Origin of the sequence: Thalassolituus sp. (assembly GCF_034111725.1) — a bacterium.
Classification (GTDB): domain Bacteria; phylum Pseudomonadota; class Gammaproteobacteria; order Pseudomonadales; family Oceanobacteraceae; genus Thalassolituus.
This window is the reverse complement of sequence record NZ_JAWUWR010000016.1, coordinates 1-18428: the sequence shown is the minus strand read 5'-3', so window position 1 is coordinate 18428 and position 18428 is coordinate 1. Positions and strand designations below refer to the sequence as shown.

The 18428-nt window shown below is 46.8% G+C and carries 17 protein-coding genes; 6 read left to right on the top strand and 11 right to left on the bottom strand.

Annotated elements, in window-relative coordinates:
• Window positions 1-52 precede the first annotated feature (52 nt).
• Window positions 53-2122 (bottom strand): hypothetical protein, encoded by a 2070-nt coding sequence (locus tag UXZ23_RS02665; protein ID WP_320819109.1) that lies wholly within the window; start codon window positions 2120-2122, stop codon window positions 53-55.
• 214 nt (window positions 2123-2336) lie between these two features.
• Window positions 2337-2915 carry a phosphoribosyltransferase gene (locus UXZ23_RS02660; RefSeq protein WP_320819108.1) on the bottom strand — a complete coding sequence of 193 codons (579 nt, stop codon included), beginning with the start codon at window positions 2913-2915 and terminating at the stop codon, window positions 2337-2339.
• Window positions 2916-3019: 104 nt separating this feature from the next.
• On the opposite strand from UXZ23_RS02660, the gene UXZ23_RS02655 reads away from it, so the two are divergent.
• Both UXZ23_RS02655 and UXZ23_RS02650 read left to right on the top strand, forming a co-directional pair.
• Window positions 3020-3610: a phosphoribosyltransferase gene (locus UXZ23_RS02655; RefSeq protein WP_320819107.1), complete on the top strand. Its 591-nt coding sequence runs from the start codon at window positions 3020-3022 to the stop codon at window positions 3608-3610.
• 118 nt (window positions 3611-3728) lie between these two features.
• Window positions 3729-4391 carry a methyltransferase type 12 gene (locus UXZ23_RS02650; protein WP_320819106.1) on the top strand — a complete coding sequence of 221 codons (663 nt, stop codon included), beginning with the start codon at window positions 3729-3731 and terminating at the stop codon, window positions 4389-4391.
• A gap of 8 nt (window positions 4392-4399) precedes the next feature.
• Here the strand turns inward: UXZ23_RS02650 and UXZ23_RS02645 are convergent, their stop codons facing one another.
• From UXZ23_RS02645 to purE, 3 genes are read right to left on the bottom strand one after another with little or no spacing between them, the layout of a single operon-like run.
• The gene (locus tag UXZ23_RS02645; RefSeq protein WP_025265277.1) at window positions 4400-4942 is read right to left on the bottom strand and encodes a DUF2058 domain-containing protein; all 543 of its coding nucleotides are present in this window, start codon (window positions 4940-4942) and stop codon (window positions 4400-4402) included.
• 11 nt (window positions 4943-4953) lie between these two features.
• Window positions 4954-6030: a 5-(carboxyamino)imidazole ribonucleotide synthase gene (locus UXZ23_RS02640; RefSeq protein WP_320819105.1), complete on the bottom strand. Its 1077-nt coding sequence runs from the start codon at window positions 6028-6030 to the stop codon at window positions 4954-4956.
• Window positions 6031-6074: 44 nt separating this feature from the next.
• Window positions 6075-6569, bottom strand: a complete 495-nt coding sequence (purE, locus tag UXZ23_RS02635) for a 5-(carboxyamino)imidazole ribonucleotide mutase (protein WP_320819104.1) — start codon at window positions 6567-6569, stop codon at window positions 6075-6077.
• A 238-nt stretch (window positions 6570-6807) separates the two neighbouring features.
• Here purE and UXZ23_RS02630 point away from each other — a divergent pair, with 238 nt between their 5' ends.
• The gene (locus UXZ23_RS02630) at window positions 6808-7875 is read left to right on the top strand and encodes a HAMP domain-containing sensor histidine kinase (RefSeq protein ID WP_320819103.1); all 1068 of its coding nucleotides are present in this window, start codon (window positions 6808-6810) and stop codon (window positions 7873-7875) included.
• A 46-nt stretch (window positions 7876-7921) separates the two neighbouring features.
• Here the strand turns inward: UXZ23_RS02630 and UXZ23_RS02625 are convergent, their stop codons facing one another.
• From UXZ23_RS02625 to UXZ23_RS02615, 3 genes are all read right to left on the bottom strand, one after another.
• Entirely contained in the window at window positions 7922-9796 is a 1875-nt protein-coding gene (locus UXZ23_RS02625; RefSeq protein ID WP_320819102.1) for a long-chain-acyl-CoA synthetase, read from the bottom strand.
• A 68-nt stretch (window positions 9797-9864) separates the two neighbouring features.
• Entirely contained in the window at window positions 9865-11076 is a 1212-nt protein-coding gene (locus UXZ23_RS02620) for an acyl-CoA dehydrogenase family protein (RefSeq protein WP_320819101.1), read from the bottom strand.
• Window positions 11077-11088: 12 nt separating this feature from the next.
• Window positions 11089-12390 carry an acyl-CoA dehydrogenase family protein gene (locus tag UXZ23_RS02615; protein ID WP_320819100.1) on the bottom strand — a complete coding sequence of 434 codons (1302 nt, stop codon included), beginning with the start codon at window positions 12388-12390 and terminating at the stop codon, window positions 11089-11091.
• 275 nt (window positions 12391-12665) lie between these two features.
• Between UXZ23_RS02615 and yaaA the strand changes: the two genes are divergently transcribed.
• Both yaaA and UXZ23_RS02605 read left to right on the top strand, forming a co-directional pair.
• Window positions 12666-13454, top strand: coding sequence for a peroxide stress protein YaaA (yaaA, locus tag UXZ23_RS02610; protein WP_320819099.1), 789 nt, complete (start codon window positions 12666-12668; stop codon window positions 13452-13454).
• Entirely contained in the window at window positions 13447-14037 is a 591-nt protein-coding gene (locus tag UXZ23_RS02605; protein WP_320819098.1) for a YajG family lipoprotein, read from the top strand. The genes yaaA and UXZ23_RS02605 overlap by 8 nt, the downstream gene beginning before the upstream one ends.
• 85 nt (window positions 14038-14122) lie before the next feature.
• On the opposite strand, the gene UXZ23_RS02600 is transcribed toward UXZ23_RS02605, so the two are convergent.
• Window positions 14123-16261 carry a carboxy terminal-processing peptidase gene (locus tag UXZ23_RS02600; RefSeq protein ID WP_320819097.1) on the bottom strand — a complete coding sequence of 713 codons (2139 nt, stop codon included), beginning with the start codon at window positions 16259-16261 and terminating at the stop codon, window positions 14123-14125.
• A gap of 265 nt (window positions 16262-16526) precedes the next feature.
• On the opposite strand from UXZ23_RS02600, the gene UXZ23_RS02595 reads away from it, so the two are divergent.
• Entirely contained in the window at window positions 16527-16976 is a 450-nt protein-coding gene (locus UXZ23_RS02595) for a thioesterase family protein (protein WP_320819096.1), read from the top strand.
• A 16-nt stretch (window positions 16977-16992) separates the two neighbouring features.
• On the opposite strand, the gene UXZ23_RS02590 is transcribed toward UXZ23_RS02595, so the two are convergent.
• Both UXZ23_RS02590 and UXZ23_RS02585 read right to left on the bottom strand, forming a co-directional pair.
• Window positions 16993-17889 carry a LysR family transcriptional regulator gene (locus UXZ23_RS02590; RefSeq protein WP_320819095.1) on the bottom strand — a complete coding sequence of 299 codons (897 nt, stop codon included), beginning with the start codon at window positions 17887-17889 and terminating at the stop codon, window positions 16993-16995.
• 114 nt (window positions 17890-18003) lie between these two features.
• Window positions 18004-18428 (bottom strand): DMT family transporter (locus UXZ23_RS02585; RefSeq protein WP_320819094.1); only part of this gene is annotated, 425 nt, incomplete at its 5' end.

The following is an 18428-nucleotide window of genomic DNA, read 5'->3' as shown; positions in this document are numbered from 1 at the left end:
GATAAAACTCGCAGCAGGCAGGAGAGCCCCAGCTGCGAGTTTTAAGGTTGAATTATTTAGCCAAATAATTTGGAATCAGCGCCACGCTCTCTGCTGCTGAGTAACTAATTGACCAAGTCGGTGCAATATCTCCACCGGCACTTTGTAAAACATTATCAAAGCGCATGATCAGTGAGTTCGATTTTTCAGCAACATAAAGATTGCTGCCATCGAACATAACGTCCACTGGATTTCCTAAGTTGCTAGAAGGGCCTGCGATATTAACGGTTATGTCGGTTAAGCCGCTGGCTGAGCTTGCAGCAGGAAGCACGTAAAGTTTACCGTCGGTACCATCACCTGCAGAACCTACATCAGACACTAATAGAGAATCACTGACTGGATCGAAGTCGATGCCGTGCAAGTTTGTAGGAGCACTGACCGCGACGCCACTAATTGCCGGTGTAATCAGTCGAGTTTCTGCAGTAATTTCCGTCGTGCCTGCCATCATTTGCTGAGTGACGTTTTCGAATACAGCGACGGTGCCATTCGTTAATGCAACATAAGCGGTGTCACTTTCGTTGTCGTAATCTACATCCCACGGCTTAATTGCGCCGGTGGCTTGTAACGATAATAAAGGTGTAGCATCGCCACTTGCACAGGTTGAATAAACTAGAACGGCTGAAGATGCTACGCCGAAATCAGCAACAAAAATTAAGCCATTTTCGGTATCTACATCCAAGCCTTTTGGATCAACCAGTTGCGTCGAAGCTCCTGTGATTTGGCGATCACGAGCATCGGTGTAGGTTTCGCCATTGCGTGAGGTTGCGACGCGGTTAGCGATAGCAATCCCACCATTGGTGCCATCACCAAAAGTAGCGTAGGCATCGCCCATAAGATCGAACGTGACACTTTCAATGGTTGCAATGCCGTCGAAACTTGCGGTTTCGGCGCTGAGCGTTGAAGTAAAGCGGGTCACTTCGACGCTGTTGCTGCTTGCTGCTACACCACGAATGAGGGCTGGTGAAATGGTGTCGGATACGTCGGGCTGCATCGCACTCGCTTTAATTTCTACCAATGATTCAGGCTTTGTACTGGCGGTGACTAAATCTGGAGCAATGTCGCCACTGGCACCAGAGAAAATATTACTGAATACTAAAATCGCATCGTTTGATTTCTCTGCGACGCGAAGATCAGTGCCGGTTAATACGATATCAACTGGGTTACCAAGCATAGAAGCAGGGCCAGCGATTGAGCGATCAACCGTCACAGCACCATCGGCAGTTGATGCGTTTGAAATAACAAAAATAGCGCCGTCAGTTGCGTCAGCCGCACTACCAACATCGCTCACTACCAAACGATCACCAGCAGCGTCGTATACGATACCGTGTGTGTTCACTGAAATTTTAGTCGATGTGCTATCAGATGGGGTAATGATTCGATCTGCAGAAGAAGCTGTAAAGCCATTCGCTTGGTAGTCGTCATATACAGCAATCGTTCCGTCGACTAACGCAATAAAGAGACGGTCATTTGCTTCATCGTAGACTAAATCCCAAGGTTTAACGGCAAGGGTCGTGACCGCGATTGGGGCAACGTCGCCAGCTGCCGCAGAGCCAAATACGCTGATTTGTGTGCCGTTAAAGTTCGCCACAAATAAGTAGCCCGCTTCGTGCGCAATAGCGATTCCTTTCGGGTTTGCTAAACCGGTATTAGAACCCAGTAATTCTCGATCGTATGCACTGCTATACATACCATTTTGCATGCGCTGATTTATTCCACAGACCATGCGAATACTGCTGTCGGTAAGGTCGGCTGCTTGATAGAGGTTGCCAGCTTTGTCGAGTTCTAAGCCTTCATTCGCACCTGTAGTGAAGGTTTTGTATACCGTTGCATTTTGATTGATGGTATCAAGGCTACCGGCATTATCACTGCCGTTGTTAGCACGCAGAAAATTCGTTTGAGCAAAACCTACAGCACCATCATTACCTTTAGCACCGGTTTCGCCTGTGCTCCCCATCTCACCCATAGCCCCACGGCTACCAGCGTTACCACCACAAGCGGTTAGGCCTAGTATGCCCAGAGCCAACAGAGAAAGGCGTGGTAGCGTCATTTGTTTTGTAATTAGGGTACTTGTCGTTGTTTTCATGTATTTGCTTCCTATACATCATTAATACGCTACAAATGAAGTAGCAGCCGGGGTCGATTAAAGAGTGCTCGTGTTGAGCCTTTGCTTTAGTTACGACGGGCCAAAATGAATGGATGCAAAAAAGTGATTTTATTTTGTAACAGCTAAATCTTGATGCATGAAATTAGACCGAGAGTCTGCTGTAATTTCACTAAGCAGCTATTAGCTTTCAGGCTTACGTTTTTTCTACCTGAGGTAAGCAGTCTTTGATGATGTTGAAGAGTTCGGGTCGATTGGCGCGGATTTCTTCGCTACTTAGTCCTTCTAATGAATGAGGGTATTTAAGCCAAGCTTCGGTTTCATAGAGATAGTAGTCGGGCACTCGGTCGGTGCGATTTCGCGCTGGCTTGAAGTAAGGAACTGCAATGCGAATATCGTGTGGTGTATTGCGGCGAGCTAGGCGGGTCAACTCATTGACTATGGCTTCGATGGAACGACCACTGTCGAATACATCGTCGACGATCAGCAAGCTATCAGAGTGTTGAATATTTTTTACTAAATAGCCGAGGCCATGCACAGCTACTTGCCGCGCTTGTTGATCTATACCTTGATAGGACGAGGTGCGAATGGCGATGTTATCGGTATCAATGCCGTGATAGCTGAGATATTCCTGTACCGCGATGCCGATGGGTACGCCGCCACGCCATACGGCGATCATGAAGGTTGGCCGAAAGTCAGATTTAAGTATTTGCTCAGCTAGTTTCCATGAGTCTTCGAGCAGCCCTTGCGCGCTGAGGTATTGCTTGTCACTCATGTCGATCTCCTGTTTACCCAGCAGAGCTGCCAAAGTTATTATCTGACCAATCGGTCAAGTGTTAACATAGCCTGTACCTGGTTTGGTTAACAAGAGGAAAGGTGATGCAGAAGCAATTTATCGCGGAACAAGCGGTCATTGAGGACTCTTTCCGCTTAGGGGTAGAAATTTTCCGTAGTGATTTTCGCCCCACCTGCATTGTCGGTCTGTGGCGTGGCGGCAGTTCGGTTGGCATTTATGTGCAAGAGTGTCTGCAAACACTAGGAGTGAAGACCGATCATATTGCGTTACGAACGTCCTATCGCGGCCAGCCGGCGTATCAAAGCATGGTTAATGCGCCGCAAGAAATTCGGGTCCACGGCACTCAGTATTTAATTGAACGCTTAAATGCCGAAGACAACTTGCTTATCGTCGATGATGTTTTTAGCACCGGCTACAACGTCAATGCTGTTATTCAACGGTTAGAAAGTAAGTTGAAACTGAATATGCCAGAGCAGGTGAGAATCGCGACCTTATATCGACGCCCTAGTTTGAATCGCACGAATTTATCTCCGGACTTTTATCTCTATGAAACTAATGATTGGTTAGTATTTCCGTATGAACTTAAGGGATTGAGTCGTGAGGAGATCGAACAATATAAACCTTCACTTGCGCCATTAATGCACTTTCCCGAGTCAGTGGATGAGCTGTCATAAAACGAATCCGCTAGGAGGAGGGGCATTTCTTAAGTGACGTCTTGCTATGCCGAGCGTGTAATGTTTATGCTTACTTCCAGAATAAAAATCTTACTATCTAGAAACAGGGACAGTATCTATGACTCCTACTCAAGACCAAGTGCTCGCAGGGCAGGCCGTTTATACATCTAAAACATTATCGCTTTATGATTTTATCGTTTTGGGGATATCTAATCGTTATATTTGGAAGTGTCCGACGCCACTGATTGAAGCGCACTACAATGCTCATGTTACGGCGAACCATTTAGATGTTGGTGTTGGCAGTGGTTATTTTCCCGATCATTGCCAGTTTCCGGTAGCTACGCCACGGGTGGCTTTGATGGATTTGAACGAAAGTACTCTAGCGTATGCATCAGGGCGTATCGCACGTTATTCTCCCGAGACTTATCGGCAAAATGTTCTTGAGCCAATGACTGCCGTGATTAAGCCGTTTGATTCATTAGGCATTAATTACTTATTTCACTGTGTACCTGGATCTATTAGTGAAAAAGCGATCGCATTTGATCATCTAATTCCACTTATGAACTCTGGTGCAACCGTATTTGGTTCTACGATTTTACAGGGTGATGTGCCGAGAAATTGGATGGCGAAAAAGCTGATGGGTTTGTATAACAAAAAGGGTATCTTCTCGAATTCAGAAGATACCCTTTTGGAGTTAAAACAAGCTCTAGAACAGCGTTTCGATAAGGTAACTCTGCAAGTGCAAGGCTGCGTCGCCTTATTCTCTGCAAAAGTACGCTAACGGACGAGTTACCACATCAAATCATCTGGAATTTGATACGCGGCGTATGGATCATCCTCCGCCAGTACGTCGGCTTTTTTATCAGCAACTAAGATGAACAGGTTGTCGGCACGTTCTCGGATTTTATCCGCTACTGGTACTGGAATAACGGCGTAGCTGTTGCCGTGGGCGATAATGGCAAGTTGACCACGGGAGAGGCGATCCCATACCGCTTGGTCGACATAAATATGCTTAACCTTAGTGCCATCGACAAACTGATATTTAATATCACCATATTGTGCAGCAATGGCATTATTGGTCACTAGCTGGCGCACTTGTGCGGCAATCGCTTTTAGGCGAGCTTCTTCTTCGCGTTGACGGTTTAATTCGCGATCACGTTCCGCTTTTTCTTTACGCGCGACTTCGGCTTTGGCTTTAACATCATCCAATTGATTGTCTTGGCCAGTGCGTTGCAGGTGTTCCTGCTTTTTCATTTCTTTCGCAGCTTTTTTGGCTTTTTGTTTATCGGCCAATCCCGCTGCGAGCAATTGTTCTTGTAAAGACTTTGCCATAGTTCGCTCGCTTAGTGTTTTGGTGGCCAAACGCCAGCAGGGATAAGAGCACCGAGTTGCGTAATGGTGGCGTCGCGTTGAGCTTCATCATCGGCCACAACAGTCACATGGCCGAGTTTGCGGGCAGGACGCGCTTCTTTGCTATATGAGTGACGGAACGCATTGGCGATATTCTCTGCAGCAACGGCGGGTTCTTCATCGCTGATGACGTTGAGCATAGCAATAGCGTTGTGACGCGCGCGTGTTGCGCCTAAATCTCGGCCAGTAATTGCCAGCATGTGATTACGGAATTGGCTGGTGTCTGCGCCTTCTATCGACCAGTGGCCAGAATTGTGGACGCGAGGAGCCACTTCGTTAGCGACTAAGCCTTTTTCGGTCTCGAACAATTCTAAGGTGATGGTTCCAACATAATCCAAGCTATCCGCTAACTGACGAATATAGCGTTCAGCTTGAGCCGCTTTTTCGGCGCTTAAACCGACAGCTGGATAGAGGCTGTAACGCAGGATGCCCTCGTGATGAATATTTTCTGTCATCGGCCAAACGACCATGTTGCCTTTGCGATCACGGCTAGCAATAACAGACGTCTCACGCAAGAAAGGTACAAAGGCTTCAGCAATCAGTTCGCGATTACCAATACTTGCCCAAGCGGGGTCTGCATCGGTTGGCGCACGCAGAACATATTGGCCTTTGCCATCGTAGCCTTCTGTGGTGGTCTTCAACACGATAGGGAGACCAAGTGTCACGATGGCTTGTTGCAAATCTTCAAGCGAATTTACAGCGCAGAAATCGGCGGTATCAATGCCTGCTGCCCGCAATGCATTCTTTTCAAGTAAGCGGTTTTGGAAGGTTTTTAATGCCGTCAGGCTCGGGTAAAGCTTATCTGCAATCCCCTCAAGCTGACCAACAATAACCGCAGGAATGTTTTCAGTTTCGTAGGAAACTACATCCACATTAGCAACGAATTCCGCCAGAGCGGCATCATCGTGCGCGCGCAGGTCGTATAACGAAACCTCAATGTCTGTCAGATCTTTGATGCTGTCAGATAGCATTTGGCCAAGTTGGCCGTTACCTAAGATACCTACTTTCATTATTTATCCTGTATTCATCCAACTGCCACACAGTGGCCGTTTAATTACGACTCGATTCGCGGATCTGGCTGGGCCAAAACACTGTCGGTTTGTTCTGCGCGGAAAGCGTCAATGCGAGCTAACAAGGCATCATCGCTGGTGGCTAATATTTGCGCGGCAAGTAGCCCCGCATTTTTGGCTCCAGCATCACCAATGGCCAGTGTACCGACGGCAACGCCGCCCGGCATTTGAACTATTGATAACAAAGAGTCGATGCCATTCAGTGCGCGTGATTTAACCGGAACACCTAATACGGGTAACGACGTTTGGGAGGCAGCCATACCGGGAAGATGAGCAGCACCGCCAGCGCCAGCGACAATTACTTTAATGCCACGAGATTGTGCGGTTTTAGCGTAGTCGAATAGTAAGTCTGGGGTGCGATGAGCAGACACGACTTTGACTTCATAGCTTATGCCGAGTTTGTCGAGCATGTCGGCGGTATGTTGCATTGTGGGCCAATCGCTTTTAGAGCCCATGATGATTCCAACTAATACAGTCATTTGAGGCTATCCTCGTCGATCCAGAAAGCGGCGCATTCTAGCACAAGGCTGGCGGCAAGACAGCGATTGCGAATCAGTGATGGAAAATGCGTACTATTTGCTATTTTTTTTGTATGCTTGCGCTACATACCCATTTGAACATTTTGGTCATCCACCGTACTATTGAAAAACTACTCAATAGCGATAAAAGCTAGGTAATAGCCGCCTTACGGCCCGCCTTGACAAAGGATCTGTCATCATGATTAAAGAATCGGACAAACCGATGAAAACTCAAACTGAAGTATCACCGCCGAAGCGCAAGCCTAGTGGTGCCAATGGGGATGATCGCCGACTCGCCGGAATCTTAACCTTAGACGCGAGTGGTTATGTAGAGTCCTCAAATGTGGCGATGCAGCACTTGTATGGCGATATTTGTCGTAATGGGCAACATGTTTCAGTTTTTTTCCAAACTCCTATCGCTTTAGGCAACACCGCAGATACCATCAGCACTAAGTTGACGGGTACTAATCCAATTCCTGTGAAAGTGACTATCAGCCCGTTAACCTCGTCGGTCATTCCGCAAGGTTACGCCGTTTTGGTTGAAGCCATTAGCACAGGTGAGTTACTGAATAATCGCACCTTCTTGGCCGCTCTTAGTCATGAGTTGCGTACGCCACTGAACAGCGTACTTGGTTTTAGCCAAATATTACGCACAGAGTTGTCTGGCGAGCAGGCTGAATCGGTCGAGATGATTGAGTTTGCAGGGCAGCATTTGTTGGCGTTAACCGATCAACTATTGGCAATGCTACAACCTAATGCAGCGCCTGAAGAGAATGAGGCGTTTTCAACTGAAACCTTAGCGAAAGACTGCGTGCGCTTAATGACGCACCAAGCCCGAGCTAGGGGAATTAGTCTTCATATCGAGCCTAATAGCCGCTGGCCGGTGATTCGGCAGTCGCGTTTAAGAATGCAGCAAGTTCTAATTAACTTTTTGTCGAATGCTATTAAATACAATCGTGCTAACGGGCATGTACATGTGCGCGGCATGATGTTGCAAGAAGCGGGGCAGCCTTGGTTCCGGTTGGCAGTAAGAGACACAGGATTTGGTATTGAAAACGGCAGCGATGATGCGGTATTTGAACCCTTTGTGCGTCTTGAGCAGTCTAAAATTCAAGCCAGTGGTTTAGGCTTGGGATTGTCGATTTGCCAAGAGATGGCGAAGTTGCTGGGCGGGCGTATTGGTTACGTCAGTGAGCCTGGAGCGAGCACGACGTTTTGGATTGAAATTCCTGTATCTCCGCCAGTTAGAGATAGCTCTAAAAAGTAAGATTGAGCTTGGGTTCAGTTCAGTTCTGAACCCAAACTTCGTTTCACTACAGACTAATTTCAGCGTTATTAATTTTTGCTTCAATTTCTCTGGTTAATACTTCATAAATACTATTTTTCGAGGTTAATACCAGTAGCGGTTCTTCAACCTTGTCTAAATGGTAAGCCTCCTCTTTTAATTCCACCTTACGGTATTTGAACGTTCCAGTGACTTCTTCTTCTTCACGAATACGAAGAAACAAAGGAATGGCATAGGCCGGCAGTTTTTCGCGTACATGACGCGTTATGCTGTCCCAATCCATCTGATCAAGTGGAATTCGTGGAGTGATGGTTGCCATACCTGCACGACCATCTGTGTGCGGAATTTCAACACCGTAAACAACAGCGTGTTGAATGTCGGCATGTTCCATTAATACCGATTCAATTTCGGTGGTGGCAACGTTTTCGCCTTTCCAGCGGAAGGTATCACCTAAGCGATCAGCAAAAGATACGTGCTTCCAACCTTGGTTATTGACCAAGTCGCCGGTGTTGAACCAACAGTCACCTAGCTTGAATACATCGCGGAAAAGCTTTTTATTGGATGCTTCTTCGTCGGTGTAACCTTCGAACGGCTGTTTGTCGTTAACTTCAGTAATCAATAATCCGGTTTTACCAGCTTTGATCGGAATCATATAACCGGCGGCATCACGACGCGGCTTATCTTCTTCGATATCGTAATCAACAATATTGTATGAAAGAGGGCAAAAACCGGCCGTTTTATCCAGATTAAAACTGTTGGTGAATACTAAATTGCACTCACTCGCACCATAGAATTCATTAATATGATGAATGCCGAAGCGATTTTTAAATTCCATCCAGATATCAGGGCGTAAGCCATTACCAACGACAACTCGCACATCGTGATGACGATCGGTATTTTTGGGTGGTGTATTTAATAGGTATCGGCAAAGCTCACCTATGTAGCAAAACGCGGTGGCGTTGTGCATACGAACTTCATCCCAAAAACGCGATACGCTGAATTTACGCGAAATTGCGATGCAGGCACCGGCACCAAGAACGGCGGCCAGTGATACTGTTAGGGCGTTGTTATGATAAAGCGGCAGACTGACATACATGATGTCGGATTTGCGCAGTTTCATGGACGCTAAGCCCATGCCTGCCATCGACTTAAACCAGCGGTAATGGCTCATTACCGAGGCTTTTGGTAAGCCTGTCGTACCTGAGGTAAAGATGTAATAACACGGTTGATGCATACGCACTTCGCCGGTGCTAGCCGGGTTTGACTTTGCTTGGTTGGCACAGGCGGCATCGAGATCATTATAGTGTTTAGGACAACCAACGCTGCCATTATCGCTTAAGTAATAAAGCGCAGAGCGGACTTCATCACTTAAGTCGGATTCGACAGTGCCAACGTTATCTAGCATTTCTTCGCCAACAACGATGAGTTTTGGCTGTACTAAATTTAAACTATGTAACAACACTTCACCGCGTTGGGATGTGTTGATCATAGAACAAATAGCACCAAGTTTAACGGCAGCAAAAACACACACTAATGTTTCAGGGCGGTTTTCTAGCACCACTGCAATGGTGTCGCCAGAGGAGATACCTTTCGATACAAAAAAGTGCGCCATTTGGTTCGCACGTTCATTGATTTGCGCGTAGGTCAGGGTGATATCTTGGTAACGAACGGCAATATGATCAGGTTGTTGGCGTGCATGTTTTTCCAGCAATAAACCAATCGATTTCTTCTTGTCTGGCTTAGAAGTAACGAGTTCAAACACACCCTTCAACATAACAGGGAGGTCGGGAATCTGACCAATCATTTGGGTCGCGATATTAACGAGAGATACGTTTTTTTCCGGTGTACTTGCCATGGTGTTCTTACTGTTAGCCTCTGATTGGTTGACGTCGGAAACGGTCATGGGGTCAGCCTTTTATATTTTTTATAGGATCGTGGAGGGCCAGTTTTGCTACCAGCCCTCCGTCGAACTTATTTCAGCTGAGCAGATGATTTTCCCAATAATCGACGGGCAACAATCAACTGCTGAATTTGCTGCGTGCCTTCGAAGATATCTAGGATCTTTGAATCGCGGGCCCATTTCTCCAAGAGTTCGTCTTCACTGTACCCTAAGGTACCAAGCATTTCGACACATCCAAGGGTAATCGCATTAGCGACACGTCCTGCTTTGGCCTTGGCCATAGAAGCTTCCATCGAGTTTGGCTGACCATTATCGGCCATCCATGCTGCCCGCAACGTAAGTAAACGAGCGGCTTCCCATTCGGCTTCATAGCGATAAAGCTGGGCTTCCAATTGCGTACTTGTTTTTAGTGGGCGATTGTAGGCCGCATCTATATTCAGCGATTTGAGAATTTCGCGGGTGCGATCAAGAGACGCCTTTGCCACACCAATTGCCATTGCAGCTACCACAGGGCGGGTGTTATCGAACGTCTGCATAACACCAGCAAAGCCTTTCTCGACGTTTACTTCCGGATCACCAAGCAAATTACTTGCAGGGATTCGGCAGTCGGTAAAGGTAATTGCCGCGGTGTCGGACGCTTTGATACCTAGTTTTTTCTCTAGGCGTACAACTTCCATGCCGGGCGTGCCTTTTTCAACGATAAAAGATTTGATCGCAGCACGACCTAACGAGCGATCGACGCTGGCCCAAACAACAACGCAATCAGCGCGTTCGCCTGCAGTCACATAGATCTTTTCACCGTTTATGATGTACTCATCACCGTCTTTGATCGCTGTGGTACGAACCGCCGCTGAGTCTGAGCCAAAGCCAGGTTCAGTAATAGCCATTGCCGCCCACTTGCCACCAAAGCGCTTGAATTGCTCGTCGTCGGCAACTGCGGCAATGGCTGCGTTACCTAAGCCTTGACGCGGCAGAGTTAATGAAAACCCTACGTCGCCCCAGCACAGCTCAGCTAAGCTTAGAACGGTTGATAGGTTAGTGCCGTTTTGAACACCTTCGCCTTTATGTTTGTTCTCTTGCTTCAGTTTGCCTGCGCCGGCGCCTTCTCCTGTGGTGCCATCATTCATACCATCCATGATGGCAGCCAGCATATCCAGTTCGACCGGATAAGCATGCTCAGAACGATCGTACTTACGTGATACTGGGCGGAATACGTTTTCAGCGACCTGACGTGCCTGATGAACTAGGCCACGGAATTTCTTTGGATTCTCTAAATTAATCATCTTGCCAACTCCTTACAGGTGTAAACCGCTGTTTACGCATGCTAATACGCGTAAATCACGATACCAACGTTCAGCTGGGTGCTCTTTGGTAAAACCATGTCCACCTAACAGCTGTACGGCATTTGTTCCAATTTCCATGGCTTTATCTGCACAAAGAAGGTGGGCCAAATACGCTTCGCGATGGAAAGGCTTGCCCATCTCAGCCAAGGCAGCTGCACGCCAAGTCATCAGGCGCATTGACTCCATTTCGATGCCGATATTCGCCACCATAAAGGCTACTGATTGACGATGACTGATAGGTTCGCCAAACGCCTCGCGTTCATTCACATAAGGAATGAGATAGTCTAGAGCTGCTTGACAAGCACCAACGGCGAGGGCGCACCAATGTAACTGACCTAAATCGATAAAGGCTTGATAGTTGAAAGTGTCATCACCTAACATGGCATCAGAATCAACATGAACGCTGTCGAGTTTTAGAGTACCGGTAGCCGTTGCGCGCAAGCCCATGCCTGGCGAGACTTTCCAGCTAACGCCTTCACTGTCTCCGCGTACAAAAAACAAACGTGGCTGCTTTTTGTACCGAGCTGCAACTAAATAAAGATCGGCTTCACCCCCAAACGGCAGAAGGTTTTTAATCCCACTAATCTCAAAACCGCGTTTAGTCTTTTTCGCTTTCGTAGACAATTGCTTAGGATCAAATAACGCATTGGGTTCTTGCACTGCAATAGCGGCTTTAACGGGTTTTTCGCCCAAGTAGTTAGGCAAATAAGTATCTTTTTGTTTAGGCGTTCCCCAGCGCACAATCGCGTTGGCAACAGCAACTGGTGCTAAGGTAGCAAATGCCAAGCTCATATCGCCCCAAGCTAGTTCTTCGGCAATAATGGCACTGGTGGTAGGGCTATAGCTTTGCGCTGCGCCACCAAGTACTTCTGGCACTGAGAAGAAGTTAAGCCCGAGTGCTTGAATATCTTCAAGGTAGTTCTCAGGCAGGGTCATAGCTTCGTTAGCGTCATGTGCTAAGCCGCGAACAACTTCTTCGGCATAAGAACGAACAGTGTCTTTGATCATTTGCTGTTCGTCGGTCAGGGTTAGATCGAACAACCCATGAGCGGCGGGAGCTGCTAAAAGTAAAGGATCAGCTGCTTTCTTCTTGGCTTTATCGGCTTGCAGTTTTCCGACAAATTGAAAGCCTTTTTTGGTCCATAAGTAAGCCATGCGTTCGGCTGGTTTGCGTAATCCGTATTTTTTCGCCAGTTCACTGCCAGCGAAGCGACTGGCTAAGCCTAGCCCTAGTCCCTGAATATCTTTTGCCATAGTGATTGCCTTTGTTATTTGGGTGTACGTTAGCCATAAACTCTGCGCATTTCATCGCTGTAGATGCAACGCAATATTGTCATACAGTTTGACAGATTTAGCTTGTGACTCATTGGCATGGGTGACTGGCGAGCTTGGTCCGAAATGTCAGTCTAGCTTCATTGCCAATGAGATTGATGATTTCTATTGCAGCGATACGGTACCTTGTCTTGGGCTAACCCTTTTGTATCGGTATGATGTTTCGCTTACTTGTTTTATCAGGACGTGTATCACCCATGCTGACTTTGCTTTCACCAGCCAAAACACTCGATTTCGATACGCCACCGACGACAGAGCGTTTTACACAACCGGATTTCTTAGATGAATCAGCGTTGTTGATTGATGGCTTGCGTCATTACTCGCCAGACGAGTTGGGGGTATTAATGAAATTAAGTCCAGCGTTGTCAGAGTTGAATGTGCAACGCTATCACGATTGGCAATTGCCTTTTACATCAGATAACGCTAAGGCGGCGTTATTGGCTTTTAAAGGCGATGTTTATACAGGTTTGGATGCCAACGCCCTTAGCGAAGCAGATTTAACGTTTGCACAGCAACATGTTCGTATTTTAAGTGGCTTATATGGGTTATTACGCCCGTTAGATTTGATTCAACCTTATCGCTTGGAAATGGGGACGCGCTTTAAGAATGATCGAGCGGGAGATTTGTATGGTTTTTGGGGAACAAGTATCACAGAAACTCTGAATGGTTTGTTGGCAGAACAGAAGACGCCAACGATCGTGAATCTTGCTTCTAACGAATACTTTAAGTCGGTGAAGATCAAGCAGTTGACGGGTGAATTAATCACACCAGTGTTTAAAGATGAGAAGAACGGAAAATTCAAGATTATCAGCTTTTACGCCAAGAAAGCGCGTGGCATGATGGCTGCCTTTCAAATTCGGGAACGAATTGATCGAGCGGATGATCTCAAAGCGTTCGATGTAGCGGGTTATCGTTTTAGTGATGAAGAGTCTACAGCGACGACCTGGGTGTTTAAACGAGCAGAGAAGGACATACCGAATGCGTAAGTTAGCCGTATGCGCAGCACTGACGCTGAGTTTGAGCGGGTGTGTACTCGCGCCCCAAGTGATTCAACTCAATCAAGAAGCGACAGTAACTGCAGGACAATTAAACTTGAGCCGTGATGCGCTCGTACGCGTCGTCGATGATCGTATGGTGGATGGTCGTCAACCTGAGCCGAATGAATTGGGAAGTCGTGGTGGTCGATTGGCGGAGAGCTCTCCGCTTAATAGCGAGAATAGCTTAAAAGATGTGTTGACGACTCGCATGCAAAACTCATTGACTCAGCTGGGTTTCGGTGGCGCAAGTCCGCTAGAACCATTGAAACTGCAGCTAAGTGTAAAAGAATTCAGTTATGGCTGTAACGACGGCATGATGGTGAATGATTGCAGCGTGCGTATGCGCTTCGAGTTGACGGTTATTGATGGCGCTACAACCTTTACTAAGCCTTATGGGGCTAATGAGAGTCGCCGTGTTGCGACTGCACCGGTTAAAGAATACAACGAAAAGTGGGTGAACGAGGTACTCGATCGTTTATGGCAGTACCTGTTTAATGATGATGAGCTACGCGCAGCTCTTGGTGTGCAATAGCCAATAATCTGAGATTGCAGAATAAAAAAACCGGCGTTATGCCGGTTTTTTTATTGCTACGATTTTCGATGGACGCTATGTGCGCTTAGTTATCTATGCGCTGAGCTGTCATTGCGCCTTGAGTGATATGCTCGTAGTCGAGCAGGATATAACCCGCTTCTTCCAAAATAGCATCTGCCTCTTCTGGTTTCTTAGTGTCGTCCGATTTATCTGTTTCAGCTTTGACAGGAGTCTCTTCGCCATTACTTGCGGCATCATCAAGTGCAGTTAGAAGTTCCATGCCTTTGGCTTTACGACGCTTATTTTCTAGAGATAGGCGACGCTCGTCATTGGCTTCACGTTCTTTTTTACGCACATCTTCGTTTAGAGATACTTCTGTTTTATCGCGCATTTCAGTAATCATTTCTTTTTGTTCGCGTAGGAATAAAAAGTCTGGATTATGCTCAATGCGAACATCGTGTAATTCACGTAAATGCGGCAGTATTGGCAGGATAGCGTTAACACCGGCTTTACGGGCTGGCTGAATCGTATCCCATGGTAAAGCTGCCTTTAGAGCGCTTTCACCGATCTTCTCTTTATCGAATAGCGAAGGGAACAGCACGTCAGGAATAACACCTTGGTGCTGTGTGCTGTCGCCGGATACGCGATAGAACTTAGCTTGAGTGATTTTTAATTGGCCTTGAGTCAACGGGCGTAGTGATTGAACTGTGCCCTTGCCAAAGGTTTGACCACCGACAATTAGTCCGCGACCGTAATCTTGGATAGCACCCGCAAAAATTTCAGACGCCGAGGCGCTTAAGCGGTTAACCAAAACAGTCATAGGGCCATCGTAAAGTACATCTGGGTCTTGGTCTTGAAGTACTTCAACCCGGTCGCGAATGCCTCGTACCTGAACCACAGGACCTGTTGGGATGAATAACCCAGTCAGGTCGATAGCTTCTTCTAATGAACCGCCGCCGTTATTGCGTAGATCAATTATCAGGCCATCAATGCCTTCTTCTTTTAATTCTGTAATGAGCTTACGCACATCGCGAGTTGTGCTTTTGTAATCCGGACGGTTTTCCATACGACCTTGGAAGTCGATGTAAAAAGTGGGGATATCAATCACGCCGATACGGCGAGTTTTGTCGCCATCTTTCAGTTCGATAACTTCTTTTTGTGCTGACTGTTCTTCTAGCTTAACTTCGTCGCGTACGATAGAAATTACTTTGCTGTCGCTGCCGCTACTATCTGCCGGCAATATCTCTAAGCGAACTGTGGTACCGCTGGCGCCACGGATTAAATCGACCACTTCGTCTAAGCGCCAACCGATTACATCGACTACCTCACCATCTGCATCTTGTCCGACGCCGACGATTTTGTCCGCAGGCGACAAGTTGTTGGCTTTTGCGGCTGGGCCGCCAGGAACTAAACGGACGACTTTCGTGTGTTCATCTTCAGTTTGAAGCACAGCACCGATCCCTTGCAGGGATAAGCTCATATTGATATTGAAGTTTTCTGAGTTACGCGGAGAAAAATATTGAGTGTGCGGATCGAATGTACGAGTCACCGCGTTCATAAAAGTTTGGTAAGCGTCTTCTGATTTGGATAAATAGACGCGATTGAGCTGATTTTGATAACGGCGGGTTAGCAGTTTGATGATGTCATCTTGCTCTTTGCCTGCCAGTTTAAGGTTGAGAATCGAGTTTTTTAGGCGTTTACGCCATAGCTCGTCAAGTTCAGCCGCTGTTGTTGCCCATGGGGCATCTTCACGATCAAGTTCTAAGGTTTCGTCTTGTTTATAGTTATAGTCTTTGACATGGTTGCTCAACTCGTTTAATAAAAACGACAGGCGTTCTGCTACACGTTGTTCAAAGCGATTGTAGATAGAGAAGGCTGGTGCCATGTTGCCACGGCTAAGGGCTTCATCTAATGAGGTGCGATATTGTTCAAAGTCTGCAATGTCGCTGGCCAGCATGTAGCTGCGAGTACTGTCGATATCATCGAGCAACGTATCAAGCACTTGCGATGACATGGCGTTGTCCAAGCGTTTGCGTTCGTAATGTCCCCGCAACAAATTGCTCATAATCTGTTGGGTTGTGACTGCATGTTCCTGTGCCGGTTGAAGCGGTGTAAATGGAGTACCGGGAGCGATATCTGGAATCGTTGCAATCGACGCCATTGAGAAAAAAGCCAGCAAGCCAGTGCAAAGAGGGCGCAAAATATATTGTTTTTGGGAAAACATAGGCTGAATTGTATTCCTTTTTGTTGTCCATTTGTGCTGTATGTCCAGCACCAATTAATTGTCATTCAACATTGTGTTGCTTATGTATAGCAAACACTGAGATGATTTGGACCTATTTGTTATATCAAAAACATCGACGTCTAATTCAATAACTGCCCAACTACATCTAGTAGAACCTATTGGATTGGTTGTTACCACTATAATTCCCGCACTTTTGTGAAGAAGCGTAGGGAATTCCTAAGTTCTACTAGGGAAGGAGTCTATTTTGGCACGCGTTACTCTCGATTTACCCGATAAGTTCACATTCATTACTCGCATGGCTGTACGAGTATCCGATATTAACTATGGCAACCATCTTGGTAATGACCGCATGGTGTCGTTGTTACATGAGGCGCGTTTGCGCTATTTGCGTAAATACGACTTTGGTGAATTCAATGTAGGCGGCGTCGGTATTATGGTCACGGACATCGCGGTTAGCTTTTTGCAGCAGTCGTTTGTCGGTGACGATCTAACCTTTCAGGTCGGTATTACCGATTTCAACAAATATGGCTGCGATTTTATCTACATGGTTACTAACGAGTCGCAAGATCGTGTTATAGCGACCGCTAAAACAGGCATAGTGTTTTATGACTACGACGAACGCAAAATAACGCCTATCCCCAAGGTGTTTTATGAGCGTTGCGCGCCCGATCAAGTATTGGCAATGGAAGAATAAACCGCTTGTAAACCTGTTACGAGTGACTGAAGTAGGCCGTGATGAAATCTAAAAACGCACGGCTTTTGTTAGCAAGGTAGCGGTTCTGTGGGAACACTACCTTGATGGTACGCACCGGAATATCCATATCGCTAAATAACCTAACCAGCTCGCCATTATTCAAATGTCGTTCGGCGATATACGTCGGTAATGCAGTGATTCCCATTCCTGCAATACAGGCTTCATAGACTAAATCAATATCGTTTACGGTTAACTTGCGCTCTATGCTAGCAAGGCTAAAACCATGATCTTTTTCAAACTGGCGCAGCCAGTTGATACGCGCATACTCTGCATTGGCAACGACTAAAATACGGTGATTCGCTAGATCTTCGAGTGAGGTTGGTGTCCCCCATTTTTGTAGATATTCCGGTGATGCACATATCACGATACGTTGCTCGGCAACGGGTTTTGCAATAAGGCGAGAATCTTCCAAGGAACCTATGCGTAAAGCAAAGTCGAACCCTTCTTTAACAATATCTACGGGACGGTCAGATATGTGGAGGTCAAAACTGATATCTGGGTATTCATTTGAAAAATCGTTAAATATCCGTGCTAGCTCGCGGCGTCCGAAGTTAGACATGGCGGTGATGCGCAGTCGCCCCTTGGGGGTATCATCGAAATCGGTGACGAGTTTTTCTGCTTCAGAGATAGAATCTAAGATGTTTTCACAATGCTGATAGAACATCTGTCCGGCCTCTGTTGGGCTAACAGAGCGCGTTGTTCTATTTAATAGACGGACGCCTAACCGTTCTTCAAGCGTACTGATCTGTTTACTGACCGCCGAAGGTGTTACTCCCAAGGCATCGGCGGCTGAAGTAAAGTTACGAGTACGAACAACGGCAACGAAGGTCTGAAGCGGATCAATGCGAGACATAGATGATTTAAATTCCATAAACTAAAACTTAAAGTCATTATAATTAAGTAAATGGAAATAAATAGCTCAAGTTGTCCTAAATGAGCCCAATAGCTAAAGTGACTTATCTGCTTGCTATTGAATTGAGCCTCTGTGCTTAGATTTGGGTTGGTAGAGGTTTAACAATCCTGCACTAACAATGAGTGTGGCACCTAACCATGTGGTCCATAGGGGCAGCTCATCCCAGAAGTACCAGCCCATGACGGCGCCATATAGCACGGCGCTGTAGGCATAAACTCCAACCTTGCCGGTAGGGGCTATTCGGTAAGCGCGGGTTAACAGGAGTTGCCCAACTGTCGCTACAAGGCCAAGTAATAAGATCCAGCCCCACATGTGGTTGGGAACCGGTTGCCAATTCATTGCCGCCCCTGGCGCAGAAACTATCGCGGCGATCAGTCCGAAGTAGAACACAATGGTCTGGCTTGATTCTGTGGCCGACATTCGGCGTATCGTGACTTTCGCCAAAGCGGCGAGAAAGGCCCCTAGTAAAGCGATTAACG